The 14,893-nt window shown below is 66.8% G+C and carries 11 protein-coding genes; 7 read left to right on the plus strand and 4 right to left on the minus strand.

Features of this window, described 5'->3' with window-relative positions:
• Nucleotides 1-11: 11 nt before the first annotated feature.
• The gene (locus tag AC5P66_RS17670; RefSeq protein ID WP_111097303.1) at nt 12-1,010 is read right to left on the minus strand and encodes a hypothetical protein; all 999 of its coding nucleotides are present in this window, start codon (nt 1,008-1,010) and stop codon (nt 12-14) included.
• Nucleotides 1,007-1,525, minus strand: coding sequence for an RNA polymerase sigma factor (locus AC5P66_RS17675; protein ID WP_229298213.1), 519 nt, complete (start codon nt 1,523-1,525; stop codon nt 1,007-1,009). Before AC5P66_RS17675 ends, AC5P66_RS17670 begins: the two co-directional genes overlap by 4 nt.
• A gap of 247 nt (nt 1,526-1,772) precedes the next feature.
• Here AC5P66_RS17675 and AC5P66_RS17680 point away from each other — a divergent pair, with 247 nt between their 5' ends.
• Nucleotides 1,773-4,613, plus strand: coding sequence for a bifunctional diguanylate cyclase/phosphodiesterase (locus AC5P66_RS17680; protein WP_049415326.1), 2,841 nt, complete (start codon nt 1,773-1,775; stop codon nt 4,611-4,613).
• 19 nt (nt 4,614-4,632) lie between these two features.
• Here the strand turns inward: AC5P66_RS17680 and AC5P66_RS17685 are convergent, their stop codons facing one another.
• Both AC5P66_RS17685 and AC5P66_RS17690 read right to left on the minus strand, forming a co-directional pair.
• Nucleotides 4,633-5,226: an LOG family protein gene (locus AC5P66_RS17685; RefSeq protein WP_049415329.1), complete on the minus strand. Its 594-nt coding sequence runs from the start codon at nt 5,224-5,226 to the stop codon at nt 4,633-4,635.
• A 254-nt stretch (nt 5,227-5,480) separates the two neighbouring features.
• Nucleotides 5,481-6,977 (minus strand): aminotransferase class III-fold pyridoxal phosphate-dependent enzyme, encoded by a 1,497-nt coding sequence (locus tag AC5P66_RS17690; RefSeq protein ID WP_049438856.1) that lies wholly within the window; start codon nt 6,975-6,977, stop codon nt 5,481-5,483.
• Between the two features lie 210 nt (nt 6,978-7,187).
• Here AC5P66_RS17690 and queA point away from each other — a divergent pair, with 210 nt between their 5' ends.
• The 6 genes from queA (at nt 7,188) to fabV (ending at nt 14,811) form a co-directional block, all read left to right on the plus strand.
• Nucleotides 7,188-8,255 carry a tRNA preQ1(34) S-adenosylmethionine ribosyltransferase-isomerase QueA gene (gene queA, locus AC5P66_RS17695; protein WP_099495109.1) on the plus strand — a complete coding sequence of 356 codons (1,068 nt, stop codon included), beginning with the start codon at nt 7,188-7,190 and terminating at the stop codon, nt 8,253-8,255.
• A gap of 96 nt (nt 8,256-8,351) precedes the next feature.
• The gene (tgt, locus tag AC5P66_RS17700) at nt 8,352-9,482 is read left to right on the plus strand and encodes a tRNA guanosine(34) transglycosylase Tgt (protein ID WP_014646826.1); all 1,131 of its coding nucleotides are present in this window, start codon (nt 8,352-8,354) and stop codon (nt 9,480-9,482) included.
• Between the two features lie 133 nt (nt 9,483-9,615).
• Nucleotides 9,616-9,960, plus strand: a complete 345-nt coding sequence (gene yajC / locus AC5P66_RS17705) for a preprotein translocase subunit YajC (RefSeq protein WP_005416201.1) — start codon at nt 9,616-9,618, stop codon at nt 9,958-9,960.
• Between the two features lie 61 nt (nt 9,961-10,021).
• On the plus strand, nt 10,022-11,878 hold the full coding sequence (gene secD, locus AC5P66_RS17710; RefSeq protein ID WP_005416202.1) for a protein translocase subunit SecD: 1,857 nt from the start codon (nt 10,022-10,024) through the stop codon (nt 11,876-11,878).
• A 16-nt stretch (nt 11,879-11,894) separates the two neighbouring features.
• Nucleotides 11,895-12,875, plus strand: coding sequence for a protein translocase subunit SecF (secF, locus tag AC5P66_RS17715; protein WP_049413603.1), 981 nt, complete (start codon nt 11,895-11,897; stop codon nt 12,873-12,875).
• A 676-nt stretch (nt 12,876-13,551) separates the two neighbouring features.
• Nucleotides 13,552-14,811 carry an enoyl-ACP reductase FabV gene (gene fabV / locus AC5P66_RS17720; RefSeq protein WP_049415774.1) on the plus strand — a complete coding sequence of 420 codons (1,260 nt, stop codon included), beginning with the start codon at nt 13,552-13,554 and terminating at the stop codon, nt 14,809-14,811.
• Nucleotides 14,812-14,893: the final 82 nt, after the last annotated feature.

Raw genomic sequence — 14,893 nt, forward strand, 5'->3', positions numbered from 1 at the left:
CACGTTCTGCTTCAGTCGTCCAGCAACGGGCGCAGGTCGCGCGGCAGGCGTGCTTCCGGATACTGCTGCACGTAGCGCTCCAGGCTGGCGCGGGCCAGATCGCGCTGGCCGTCGTCGCGTCGCGCGCGGATCTTCTGCAGCCACTGCCGGCGCGGCAGTCGCGCGTCGGCGTCCACCTCGGCCTGCACGGCATCCGCGCTCAGGCCCGCATCGCTGCCGCGGCGCATGATGCCCGGTGCGGAACGGCTGGGAGCCTCACGCTTCATCGAGGTGATCTCCACCCGATCCAGCGCCTGCGCCCGCTCGGCCTCGGCGGCATTGGCTGCCGGTGCCGCTGCCGTGCGTGCTTTCATTGCCCCGGACGCTGCTGGCGCGGATGCCGGTGCGGGTGCCGGTGCGGGTGCCGAGTAGGCGGCCGGTGCAGGTGGCGCTGGCGGTGCTGCAGCCGGAGCGGGCGGGAGCGCCGCAAAGGAGGTGTCGGCGGCCGCATCCGCAGCCATGGATCGTGCAGCCTGGGCTGGCACTTCAGCGGTCTTGGCCGGCGCAGGCTTGTGCGCACGCGCGATGGCCGGTGCCGGGGCAGCGGAAACAGGGGCGGACTCGGGTGCTGCCGACGCAGCGGCTGGTTCCGCAACCGCCACTGCGCTGTCGGCTGAACCACTTCCAGCGGCCTGATCGGCGACCGCGACGTCTTCTGCCGCAGCCGGTGCCGCAGCAGCAGTCTCGCCCGCCGGAACCAGCGGCGGTTCAGGACGCAGCTGCCAGGCGATGCCGATGGCGAACACCATCGAAGCGGCGATGCCGAACACCGCTGGCCAACGCGGTCCCGTGCGCTGCTTGCGCGGTGCCTCGGGAGCGGCGGCGACATCGGTACCTGGAGCGTCTACGGCGGCACGCGCCGCGGCCAGGATGGCGGCGTCCAGTGCGGCGGGCGGTGCCTGCTCGGCGCGACGGCCGAGCAGCCGGGCCAGCTCGCGTTCTTCCGGCGTCAGCGGTTCGTCTCGGTTCATGCGTTCAATCCCGCACGCAGCTTGTCCATCGCATAGCGCAGCCGCGATTTCACGGTTTCCCGGCCTACGCCGGTGATCTGGCCGATCTCCTCCAGGCTCAGTTCCTGATCCAGCCGCAGTTGCAGCACTTCGCGCTGCTCCGGCGGCAATTGCTCCATCGCCAGCTGGATGCGGCGACGTTGTTCGAATTCGGAAAGTTCGGCTTCCGGGGTCTGCCCGTCCTCGATCGCGGCCAGGCGCAGGTCGGCGTCGGCCGGCGCGGCAGGGCGATGGCGGGCGGCGCGCCAATGGTCGTTAAGGCGGTTATGGGCGATGCGGAACAGCCAGGTGCTGAACGCCGCTTCGGGCTGCCAGCCGGCGCGGGCGCTGATCACCCGCTGCCAGACGTCCTGGAAGATCTCTTCGGCCAGCGCGTTGTCGCGCAGTTGGCGCAGCAGGAAGCCGAACAGTCGCTTGCGATGGCGCGCATACAGGCTTTCGAACGCGCGCAGGTCGCCACCGGCCCAGGCCAGCATCAAGGCTTCATCGGTTGGCAGTGCGCTGGCTTCCACAGCGTACAGGGTAAGGCCTGCAGGCGATGGCGCATAGCCGGTGGCAGGGGCGGGCACAGCGAGGGTCATGGCTCGGAAGGGGCTGCGGACAGCAGGAAAAACGTACGGGCGCACGATTCGGGGTTTACGGGCTTCCATTGCCCCCCGGGTGGCGCGCTATGCTCGTCGGCTCAGGGGAGGCGACGCATAGACGGCGCCAAGAGATTGTCATTTGTCCACGCATGCTGAACCGGCGGAAGAGCCACCACACGAGGCCGTGCTGAGCACAGCGCTGGTGCGCGCCTTGCATGCGCTTTTGCCGGAAACGGCCGTGGTCCGCGTCGGCTGGGACGACCCGCAGCTCGGGCGCGGTCAGGGCGGGTGGCCGGCCGACGGGGCGGCAGGCGCGTTCACTGCGCCGGGCATCGGCGACGGCTGCCATGGCTGGGAACATGACGGTGCACGCCTGCAGCTGTCGGTGGAAGGCGCCGTGCCTTCCGCGGCGTGGTGGGGGCTGGCCCGTCAGGCCATGGAACTGGCACTGCAGCGTGGCCGCCAGGCTGGGCAGATCAAGGCGCTGGAAGAAGCTGAACGGTTGCAGCAGGCGCTGTTCCAGATCGCCGATCTGGCCGGCGCCGATCTGGAGATGTCGGAGATGCTGCGTCACGTGCACGGCGTGCTCGGCACGCTGATGTATGCGGAGAACTGCTACATCGTTGAATACGATGATGTGCGTGACCAGATCCGCTTCCTGTACTTCGCCGACCAGGTCGACGATTTCGTCGCGGACCCGTCGCAGAGCCATGACGCCGCCGAGATGCCGCGCAGCCTGACTGTCGCGCTGCTGCGCCACGGCAAGCCGCTCAGCGGACCCTCACGCGAACTGCTGGCGCGCGTGGTGGAGCAGGAGCACGACCCGCAGCGTGGCCCCGAAAGCCTGGACTGGCTGGGTGTGCCGATGCTGCGCGATGGCCGGGTATGCGGCGCCATCGTGGTGCAGAGCTATGAGCTGGCGGCCCGCTACGGCGAGGCCGAGCGCGCGTTGCTGGGCTTTGTCGCCCAGCACGTGCAGACTGCGATGGATCGGCGCCAGGCGCAGGTCCGGCTGGAGCAACAGGTGGAGCGGCGCACGCTGGAACTGCAGCGTGCCAACCACAGCCTGCAGGATGAAGTGGCAGAGCGCCGGCGCGCCGAGCAACTGCAGACCGCGCTGTACAACATTGCCGAAATGGCGATGTCGGCCGACAGCCTGGCCCAGTTCTACGGGCAGGTGCATGGCGTGGTCGGGCGCCTGCTCGACGCGCGCAACTTCTATATCGCGCTGGTGAACGGAAGCGGAGACGGCCTGGACTTCGTCTATTCGGTGGACGAGCACAATGCCAGCCGTGCACCTCGTCCGTTCAGTCGCGGCCTGACCGAATACGTCGTGCGCAACCGGCGGCCGCTACTGGCGTCACGCGCCCAGATCGATGCGCTGCTGGCCAGTGGCGAGGTGCGTGAATCCGGTGCGCGCTCGCATTGCTGGCTGGGCGTGCCGCTGCTGCGCGATGACGAGGTGGTCGGTGCGATCGTGGTGCAGAGTTACAGCGAGAACAGTACGTTCAGCGTGCACGATCAGCGGCTGCTGACGTTCGTTGCCCAGAACATTGGAACCGGGTTGGCGCGCCAGCGCGACCAGCAACGGCTGCGTTTGGCGCATGCCGAACTTGAAAAGCGCGTGGAGGAGCGCACGCGTGAGCTGGCCGAGGTCAACGAGAAGTTGCTCGGCCAGATCGGCGAGCGCCTGCGGGCCGAGCAACGCCTGACCCATCAGGCCATGCACGATGCGCTGACCGGCCTCCCCAACCGGCTGCACCTGCTCGATCGCCTGCAGGATGCGCTGGCGCTGGCCAAGCGCGAGGGAGGGCCGGTGTTCGCCGTGCTGTTCCTCGACCTGGATCGCTTCAAGCTGGTCAACGACAGCATCGGCCACGCCGCCGGTGACCGCATGCTGGTGGAGGTAGCCAAGCGGATCGTATCGATGGCCGGCGCCGATGACGTGGTGGCACGGCTGGGCGGTGATGAATTCGCGGTGCTGCTGCAATGCCCGCAGGGCCTGGCACAGGCGCTGGATTTCGGCCAGCGCTTGTTGCTGGCATTGCAGGAATCGATATGGATCGCCGGGCGCGAGCTGTTCCCGTCCGGCAGCCTGGGCATCGCGCTGTGGAATCCGCGCTACCGTACCGGCGAGGAGCTGCTGCGTGATGCGGATGCGGCGATGTACCGGGCCAAGGCACAGGGCCATGACCGCTGCGCGATCTTCGACGAGGACATGCGAGAACAGGCCATGCGCAGCCTCGACCTGGAAGCCGATCTGCGCCGCGCGATCAACAACCGTGATTTCGTTCCGTTCTTCCAGCCGATCGTGCGCCTGTCCGATGGCGAAGTGGTGGGACATGAGGCATTGCTGCGCTGGCAGCACGAGCGTCGTGGCCTGCTGTTGCCCGGCGCGTTCCTGGAGCTGGGAGAGGAAAGCGGCCTGATCGAACAGGTCGACTGGCTGATCTACGAGCAGGTCATCGCGCGCCTGGCCGAAGGTGGCCAGAGCTATGTCTCGGTGAACGTTTCGCCGCGCCATTTCCGCTCGGCCGAGTTCAGCGACCGCCTGTTCGGCCTGCTCGACGCGTGTGGCGCCGATCCGCGCCGGCTGCGGCTGGAGATTACCGAGGTCGCGCTGCTGGACGATGCGCCGCACACGCTGCGCATCCTGCAGGGCCTGCGCGAGCGTGGCATCCAGGTGCAGCTGGACGACTTTGGTACCGGCTTCTCTGCGCTGTCCTACCTGCACCGATTCCCGATCAGTACATTGAAGATCGACCAGAGCTTCATCGCCGGCCTGCACGGGCCGGAAGTGCAGAGCACGCGCGCGCTGGTCGAAGGCGTGCTGTCACTGGCCCGCACCCTGGGCATCGAAACCATTGGCGAAGGCATCGAGACCGAGGCGCAGCGGCAGACACTGCGCGAACTCGGTTGCGACTATGGCCAGGGCTACCTGCTGGGCCGTCCCGCACCGTGGGCGCGGGCGATGGCGTGAGCCGCCGCGACCGTTCACTTCAGCGCAGAGCCGAGCGACGTTTCTCGTCGATCCACTTCGAGGCCTGCGCCGGCTGATAGTTCTGCATCCACACCAGCATGTCCTCGATGTCCGAGCCGTACCAGAGGTCCTGGCGCTGGTCCGGATGCAGGAAACGCTCTTCCACCATGCGGTCGATCATGCCGATCAGCGGCGCGTAGAAACCTTCCACATCGAGGAACGCGCACGGCTTGTTGCCGATGCCCAGCTGGCGCCAGGTCAGCATCTCGAAGATCTCTTCCATGGTGCCGAAGCCACCGGGCAGGGCGACGAAGCCATCGGCGAGGTCGAACATGCGCGACTTGCGCTCATGCATCGAGCCGACGATCTCCAGTTCGGTCAGGCCGCGGTGGGCCACTTCCCAGTCGGCCAGCTGGCGCGGGATCACGCCGGTCACCTCGCCGCCAGCGGCGAGCACGGCGTTGGCCACGGTGCCCATCAGGCCAACGTTGCCGCCGCCATACACCAGGCGCAGGCCATCGCGGGCGATGCGATCACCCAGGGCAATGGCGCGTTCGGTGTAGGCCGGCTTGCTGCCAGCGTTGGAACCACAGTAGACGCAGATCGACTTCATGGGTGGGCTTGTCTCTTGGTGCGGAAACGAAAACGCCCCGCCGGCAACCGGGTCAGCGGTTGCGGGCGGGGTGCTGGTGGATTATCGCCCCTTCTGTAGATCCGAACCATGCACCGCTGCTCTTCGTTCAGATAGCGGCACAGGCCAGCCGAGCATGGGCTATGCCGGTCGTCCTGACCGGCACCCTTCGGGCCGTCGCCAGCGCCGTTGGCAGCGGCTGCTGCCTCTGCCTTCGGCTCTACGCAAGCGGGCGCTTAGGCCGCCGCAGCCTGCTCGCGGCGCGGGCCTTCACGCAGGGCGCGGCCGACCATGCCCACCAGCAGGTCCAGCTCCTCGCTGTCCATGCCGAAGTGCGGGGTGAAGCGCAGCGAATTCTCGCCACCGTGGATCACGTTGATGCCGTGCTGGCGCAGCCATTCCTCGGTGGAGTTGGCGCCATAGCACTTGAACTGCGGCGCCAGCTCGCACGAGAACAGCAGCCCGGTGCCCTGCACCTTGGTGATCAGGCCACCCAGCTCGGCCTTCAGCTGTTCCAGCTTGCGCACGGCCTCGGCACCGCGCTCAGCGATGTTGGCGCGCACCTGCGGGGTCAGCTGCGCCAGGGTGGCGCAGGCGACGTCCAGCGCACGCGGGTTGCTGGTCATGGTGTTGCCGTAGATGCCCTTGCGGTACAGCTGCGCGGCGTGCTCGGTCACCGCCAGCACCGACAGCGGGTACTGCGCGGCGTTGAGTGCCTTGGAGTAGGTCTCCATGTCCGGCGGGTCAAGGCCTTCGAAGCCCGGGTAGTCGACCACCGACAGCACGCCATGCGCGCGCAGGCCGGCCTGGATCGAGTCGAGCAGCAGCAGGCTGCCGTGCGCACGGGTCAGCTCACGGGCAACGGCATAGAACGCCGGCGGCACCGAACGGCCCGGGTCACCTTCGCCCATCACCGGTTCCAGGAACACCGCTTCGATGAACCACTGGTTGCGTGCAGCATCCTCGAACACCTTGCGCAGGGCGGCCTCGTCGTAAGGCGCCACGGTGATCACCGAGTCCTCGCCACGGTAGCTGGCCAGGTGCTGCAGGTAGCTCTTGCGGCTGGAATCCGAATAGAGGGCAGGGCGGTCGGTGCGGCCATGGAAGCTGCCCTTGACCACCACGCGCTTGATCGCAGCGCCGGCGTGGCGTGCGCCAGGATCGGTCTGCAGCTTGGCGTTGACGTCGGCGATGCGCGCGGCCAGGCCGACGGCTTCGGAGCCGGAGTTCAGGCACATGAAACGGGCGAACGGGCAGCCGCCACGGCGATGGCCGATCTCGGCGCGCAGGGCAGTGATGAAGCGCTGCTGCGACAGGCTGGGGGTCATGATGTTGGCCATCACCTGCGGGCGCGCCATGGCCTCCAGCACGGCGTCCGGGGTGTGCCCGAAGCCGAGCATGCCGTAGCCGCCGGCGTCGTACAGCACGGCGCCCTTCAGGGTGACCACCCACGGGCCGCGCGCGGCCAGCGCCACGTACGGGGTCACCGCGTCATCGGCGTAGAAATTGACGAAACCGTCCTGCATCGCGTCGATCTGCGCCTGTTCGTCCTGCGCCAGCAGCGGCCCCAGGTCGGCCTGCACCCGCGCGAATTCCTCGGCAGCGGCGTCCACCGCGGCGATCAGCTGCGGGTGGTTGGCGGACAGGGCGGTCAGGGTGGCATCGTCCAGCCCGGTGGTGAGGCGGGTGCCGGGCTGGGTGCGCAGGGGGGCGAGGCGTTCGATGAAGCTCATTGCAGATCTCCTGAAACAATGGGTCGCACGGGCCATCAAAAGCAAAACGCGCGTCATCACGCGCGCTTGGGGCAGGCTCGTGCAGCGGACTTCCGGTTCGATGCTAGCACTTGTTTTTTTGCGCGATAACCCCGCAGAAACCTGCTGCATAGCAGCATTTTGCGCGACGTTCGCCGCGAAGCGCGCCGGCTCGCAGACGCTGGACGTACAATGCGCGCCATTGTCGACCTGTTGCCGCCCACCGCCTTGAAGAAGTCCGATTTCCATTACGACCTGCCGGCTGAACTGATCGCGCAGGCTCCCCTGACCGAACGCTCCGCCAGCCGCCTGCTGCTGGTGCCGCCCGCGCCGGCTGCCTTCACCGATCTGCAGGTGCGTGACCTGCCGTCGCTGCTGCAGCCGGGCGACCTGCTGGTGTTCAACGACACCCGGGTGATCCCCGCGCGCCTGTTCGGGCAGAAGGCCAGCGGCGGCCGCGTGGAGATCCTGATCGAGCGTCTGCTCGGCGGTCAGCAGGCCCGTGCGCAGGTCGGCGCCAGCAAGTCGCCGAAGGCCGGCAGCCGCATCGCGCTGGATGCCGGTGGCGAAGCCGAGGTGCTGGGCCGCGATGGCGAGTTCTACGTGCTGCAGTTCCATGTGCCGGAATCGCTGGAACAGTGGTTGCTGCACGCCGGCCGCCTGCCGCTGCCGCCGTACATCCAGCGCGAGCCGGGCGTGGACGACCGCGAGCGCTACCAGACCGTGTTCGCGCGTGAAGTGGGCGCGGTGGCGGCACCGACCGCGGGCCTGCATTTCGACGAACCGTTGCTGGCCGCACTGAAGGAAAAGGGCGTGGAGTTCGGCCACGTCACCCTGCACGTGGGCGCGGGCACCTTCCAGCCGGTGCGTGCCGAAGACCTGAAGGACCACGTGATGCACCGCGAGTGGCTGAACGTCGGCGCCGAACTGGTGCAGCAGGTGCGGCGCACGCGCGCGGCCGGTGGCCGGGTGATCGGCGTCGGCACCACCGTGGTGCGCGCGCTGGAAAGCGCGATGCGCGATGGCGAACTGCTGCCGTTCGCGGGTGAAACGCAGATCTTCATCACCCCGGGCTACCGCATCCGCAGCGTCGACGCGATGGTGACCAATTTCCACCTGCCGGAAAGCACGCTGCTGATGATGATCTCCGCGTTTGCCGGCAAAGAGCGGGTGTTCGAGGCCTACCGGCACGCGATCGAGCAGCGCTACCGATTCTTCAGCTACGGCGACGCGATGCTGCTGTTCCCGCAGGCGGGGTAGCGCGCCCCGGGAAGGCAGGGCACCTGTGGATGCGCACCTTGGTGCGCACGCCTTCTTGGGAGACAATAGGCAACTATTTGCCTGAACGACCGCTCCATGTCCCGACTGCAGTTCCAGCTCCAGACCCGCGACGGCCGTGCCCGCCGTGGCCGCCTGACCTTCCCGCGTGGCACGGTGGAAACGCCGGCCTTCATGCCGGTGGGGACCTATGGCTCGGTCAAGGGCATCCTGCCGGACCAGGTGCGTGCGCTGGGCGCCGAGATCATCCTCGGCAACACCTTCCACCTGTACCTGCGCCCGGGCCTGGACATCATCGCCGACCACGGCGGGCTGCACGGCTTCTGCCGCTGGGATGGCCCGATTCTGACCGACTCCGGTGGTTTCCAGGTGTTCTCGCTGGCCCATCGACGCAAGATCACCGAGCAGGGCGTGACCTTCGCCTCGCCCACCGACGGCGCCCGCGTGTTCCTCGGTCCCGAGGAGAGCATGAAGATCCAGAAGGTGCTCGATTCGGACATCGTGATGATCTTCGACGAGTGCACCCCGTACCCGGCCACCGAAGACGTTGCCCGCCGCTCGATGGAGCTGAGCCTGCGCTGGGCGCAGCGCAGCCGCAACGCGCATGACGAGCTGGGCAACGACGCGGCGTTGTTCGGCATCGTCCAGGGCGGCGTGCACACCGACCTGCGCAGCCGCTCGGCCGACGCCCTGCAGGCGATCGGCTTCGACGGCTACGCCATCGGCGGCCTGGCCGTGGGCGAGCCGGAGCACGAGCGCAACGCCATGCTCGACCACCTGGATCCGGAGCTGCCGGGCGACCGCCCGCGTTACCTGATGGGCGTGGGCCGGCCGGAGGACCTGGTCGAGGGCGTGGCGCGCGGCGTGGACATGTTCGACTGCGTGATGCCGACCCGTAATGCGCGCAACGGCCACTATTTCACCTCGTTCGGCACCGTCCGCATCCGCAATTCCCAGTACGCGCGGGACATGGACCCGATCGAGCCGGGCTGCGGCTGCGTGGCCTGCACCGGCGGTTACACCCGGTCCTACCTGCGCCACCTGGACCGCTGCAACGAGATGCTGGCGCCGATGCTGGGCACCCTGCACAACCTGTTCTATTACGAAAAGCTCATGGCCGACATCCGGGCCGCGATCGAGGCGGGAACCTTCCTGGCCTTCCGCGAGTCCTTCTACGCGGCACGCGGGGCGGTGGCCCCGCCGCTGTAACCCCGACGCCCCCTGCCGAACGGCCCAAGGACGAACGCCCGGGGCCGTGGCATACTTCAAGGCTGACCCAGATCCGCGGTCGACACCCCCGCCCCTCAAGGGACGGGAGCGCCGCCCAACCAAAGGACCAACGATGAACCTGCTTGCTTTCCTGATTCCCGCCGCCCACGCCCAGGCCGCCGGCGGCCAACCGCAGGGCATGGGCCTGACCACGCTTCTGTTCCCGATCATCCTGATCGCCATCATGTACTTCCTGATGATCCGCCCGCAGATGAAGCGGCAGAAGGAGCACAAGGCCATGCTGGAGAAGATCAAGCGCGGCGATGAAGTGCTGACCAACGGCGGCATCGCCGGCAAGGTCACCGACATCGGCGACCACTTCATCACCGTCGAAGTGGCCGACAACGTGCGCATCCGCGTGCAGAAGGGCGCTGTCGGCAGCGTGCTGCCGACCGGCACCCTGGATTCGGCCAAGTAAGCCACTCCCTTTCCGAAGCACAACCGCGGCGCCGGGGATGGCGCCGCGCGGGACCCAAGCAATGCTCGAATTTCCACGCTGGAAGTACGTCGTCATCCTGATCGTACTGGCGCTCAGCGCGCTGTACGCGCTGCCCAACATCTACCAGAAGGACCCGGCCATCCAGATCACCGCCAACCGTGGCGGGCAGATCGACGATGCGCTGCGCGACCGTGTGCTGGCCGACCTGAAAAAGGCCGGCATCGCCACCATCGGAGCCGAAAAGGAAGGGGAAAGCCTGATCGTCCGCCTGTCGGACCTGAAGTCGCAGTCCGCTGCCAGCGACGCCCTGCGTGACACCGTCGGCGAGAAGTACACCGTGGCGCTGAACCTGGCTTCGACCGTGCCGGACTGGCTGGCCAACCTCGGCGGTCGCCCGATGGTGCTGGGCCTGGACCTGCAGGGCGGCGTGCACTTCGTGCTGCAGGTGGACCAGAAGGCTGCCCTCGACAAGCGCCTGGATGCCTACACGGAAGACGTGCGCAGCACGCTGCGTGACGCGCGCATCGCCTACCAGTCGGTGGAACGCCGCGCCGACAACAGCATCGTGGCCAACCTGAGCCCATCCGCCGGCGATGACGCCGCGCAGCGTGCCCGTGCCGCCCTGGTCAAGGCACAGCCGACGCTCGGCTATGACGTCAGCGGCAACCGCATCACGGTCACCGTGCCGGAGACCGAGATCACGCAGATCGCCAACGGCGCCATCGAGCAGAACATCAACACCCTGCGCAACCGCGTGAACCAGCTCGGCGTGGCCGAGCCGATCATCCAGCGCCAGGGTGCCGACCGCGTGGTCGTGCAGCTGCCGGGCGTGCAGGACACCGCCGAAGCCAAGCGCATGATCGGTGCCACCGCCACCCTGGAGTACCGTGCGGTGGTGGAAGGCAATGCGCAGGACGCCATCAACTCCGGCCGCATTCCGCCGGAAGCGAAGGTGTACCAGCAGCGTGACGGCCGCGGCCCGATCCTGCTGAACAAGCGTGTGATCGTCACCGGCGACCAGATGGTCGGTGCGCAGGCGGTGACCGATTCGAACAGCGGCTCGCCGGCGGTCAGCGTGACGCTGAACAACGTCGGTGGCCAGCGCATGTTCGACTTCACCAGCGCCAACGTGAACAAGCCGATGGCGGTGGTCTACACCGAGCGCGTGCCGACCGTGACCGTCGTCGATGGCCAGGAAGTGCGTGGCTTCAAGGTCAACGAGGAAGTGATCTCGGTGGCCAACATCAACGGCGTGTTCGGCAAGAACTTCCAGACCACCGGCCTGCAGAAGAAGGAAGCCGAAGACCTCGCCAAGCTGCTGAAGTCGGGTTCGCTGGCTGCGCCGATGGACTTCGTCGAGGAGCGTGTGGTCGGCCCGAGCCTCGGCGCCGAGAACGTCAAGAACGGCATGCGCGCGGTGGTGTTCGCGTTCCTGTTCACCCTGGTGTTCTTCAGCGTGTACTACCGCATGTTCGGTGTGATCACCTCGGCAGCGATGCTGTTCAACCTGCTGATCGTAGTGGCGGTGATGTCGCTGTTCGGCGCCACCATGACCCTGCCGGGCTTTGCCGGCCTGGCGTTGTCGGTCGGCCTGTCGGTGGATGCCAACGTGCTGATCAACGAGCGTATCCGTGAAGAGCTGCGAGCAGGCGTGCCGGGCAAGACGGCGATCGTGACCGGTTACGAGCGTGCTTCGGGCACCATCCTCGACGCCAACCTGACCGGCCTGATCGTCGGTGTGGCGCTGTTTGCATTCGGTACCGGTCCGCTGAAGGGCTTCGCGCTGACCATGATCATCGGTATTTTCGCCTCCATGTTCACCGCGATCACCGTGTCGCGTGCGCTGGCGACGCTGATCTACGGCCGTCGCAAGAAGCTCCAGAACGTGGCCATCTGACGGGACGACACGCACAATGAAACTGTTTCCGCTGCACATCCTCCCGAACGACACCAAGATCGACTTCATGCGTTGGCGCCATGTCGCCATGGCAGTCACCATCGTGGTGTTCCTGGCCTCGGTCGCCATCATCGGCATCAAGGGCTTCAACTACGCACTGGACTTCACCGGCGGCACCCTGATCGAAGCCCGCTTCGACAAGGCGGTGGATGTCGAGCAGGTCCGCACCAAGCTCGAGCAGAGTGGCTTCGAAGGCGCCCAGGTGCAGAGCGTCGGCGGCAACACCGACCTGCTGATCCGGTTGGCCCCGCACGGCGAGCATGCTCCGGGTACCGGCGACGCCGCCCACGAGGACAAGGCCACGGCCGCTGCCGTGGTGAAGGCATTGTCCACTGCCGACAATCAGGCCACCGTGCTCCGCAACGAGTTCGTGGGCCCGCAGATCGGCAAGGACCTGGCGATGAATGGCCTGTATGCCACCATCTTCATGCTGGCCGGCTTCCTCATCTACATCGCGGTGCGCTTCGAGTGGAAGTTCGCGGTCACCGCCAGCATCGTGGCGATGTTCGACCTGATCGTGACGGTCGCTTACGTGTCCCTGCTGGGCCGTGAGTTCGACCTGACCGTGCTGGCCGGCCTGCTGTCGGTGATGGGCTTTGCGATCAACGACATCATCGTGGTCTTCGACCGCGTCCGTGAGAACTTCCGCAGCCTGCGCGTGGACTCGATGGAAGTGCTGAACCGTTCGATCAACCAGACGCTGTCGCGTACGGTAATCACTGCCGTGATGTTCTTCCTGTCGGCGCTTGCCCTGTACCTGTACGGCGGCAGCTCGATGGAAGGGCTGGCCGAGACGCACATGATCGGCGCGGTGATCGTGGTGCTGTCCTCGATCCTGGTGGCGGTGCCGATGCTGACGATTGGTGTCCTGCGCGTGAGCAAGCAGGACCTGCTGCCGAAGGCGAAGGACGTCGAGGCCCTGGCCCGTCGCCCGTAAGCGTTCGCGCTGCATGCAACACACAGAGAACCCCGCGCAAGCGGGGTTTTTTGTGTGCAGGGCTTGCAGCCCTGCACCCCACGGTAGTGCCGGCCGCTGGCCGGCAACAGCAACAGCAACAGCAACAGCAACAGCGTGCATTCCGTGGTTGGGCGGGGCGGTGTCGGAGTGCGGGGACGCCGCAAGTACGTCCGTGTGGGCTTGGCAGCCGCATCCATGCGGCTGACACCCCGCACTCCGACACCGCCCCACCTCTGACAGATTCCGGCGGCTGTTGGTAGGTGTCGACCTTGGTCGACACATCTGTCAGATATCGAAATCGACCTGACCCCAAGAGCATTTCCAACGGATCGCGGAAAACTGTCTAAGGCGGGGTGGGTCCGGTTGAGGGGGCGTGAGCCGCATGGATGCGGCGACCGAGCTTACATGGACGTACTTGCAGCGTCCCCCTCAGCCGGATCCACCCCGCCGACCCGCAGGAAACCAGCTTTTGCTGTTGCTTCGGCATTGGCTTTTAGCGGGTACAGGGCGCAGCCCTGCAAAGAGAAACCCCACCCTACGCCAGCGTCGGTTGTGCAATCCTCCCCCGCGCACTACGATCCTGCGGTTCGCGCGCGTGCGCGCCCGTACTCCTGCTGAGCGCCCCGTGCGCCGCATCTGCCAACCCGAGGTATCCATGGTCATCAAACCGCGCGTCCGCGGCTTCATCTGCGTCACCACCCACCCGACCGGCTGCGAGGCCGCGGTCAAGCAGCAGATCGACTACATCCGCGCGCGCCCGCCGATCCAGAACGGTCCCAAGCGCGTGCTGGTGATCGGCGCCTCCACCGGCTACGGCCTGGCCGCACGCATCACCGCTGCCTTTGGCAGTGGTGCTGCCACCCTCGGCATCTTCTTCGAACGCCCAGGCAGCGAGACCAAGCCGGGTACCGCGGGCTGGTACAACTCGGCTGCGTTCCACAAGTACGCCGACGAAGCCGGCCTGTACGCCAAGAGCATCAATGGCGATGCCTTCTCCGATGAAGTGAAGGCGAAGACCATCGAAATGATCAAGGCCGATCTGGGCCAGGTCGACCAGGTTGTCTACAGCCTGGCCGCGCCGCGCCGCAAGCACCCGAAGACCGGCGAGATCATCAGCTCCACGCTGAAGCCGATCGGCGAGCCGATCACCCTGCGCGGGCTGGATACCGACAAGGAAGTGATTACCGAGACCACCCTGCAGCCGGCGACTGTGGAAGAAATCGCCGGCACCGTCGCGGTGATGGGCGGCGAGGACTGGCAGATGTGGATCGATGCGCTGGCCGATGCTGGCGTGCTGGCCAATGGTTGTACCACCACGGCCTTCACCTACGTGGGCGAAGAGATCACCCAGGCGATCTACTGGAATGGCTCGATCGGCGCGGCCAAGAAGGACCTGGACACCAAGGTGCTGGGCCTGCGCGAAAAGCTGGCGAAAATCGGCGGCGACGCGCGCGTGTCGGTGCTGAAGGCGGTGGTGACCCAGGCCAGCTCGGCCATTCCGACCATGCCGCTGTACCTGTCGCTGCTGTTCAAGGTGATGAAGGAAAAGGGCACCCACGAAGGCTGCATCGAACAGCTCGACGTGCTGTACGACATCCTTTACGGCGGCAAGGCCGATGGCACGGCGGTCGATCGCCTGCGCCACGATCTGGTCGATGGCGAGGGCCACACCGTTGCGCTGGTCGATGAGGAAGGCCGCCTGCGCGCCGATTACAAGGAAATGGCCGCGGACGTGCAGGGCAAAGTGGTCGCGCTGTGGCCGCAGGTGACCAACGAGAACCTGTACGAGATCAGCGACCTGGCCGGTTACAAGGCCGACTTCCTGCGTCTGTTCGGTTTTGGCGTGGAGGGCGTCGACTACGAGGCCGACGTCAACCCGGACGTGAAGATCGGCAACCTGGTCGACATGACCTGATCAAGCAAAAGGCCGGCGAAAGCCGGCCTTCTCTTTGGGTAGTGCCGGCTGCTGGCCGGCAACCCTGGGTACCAAAGGCTGC

This window comes from Stenotrophomonas sp. YJH_SMC_122 (genome assembly GCF_059369535.1).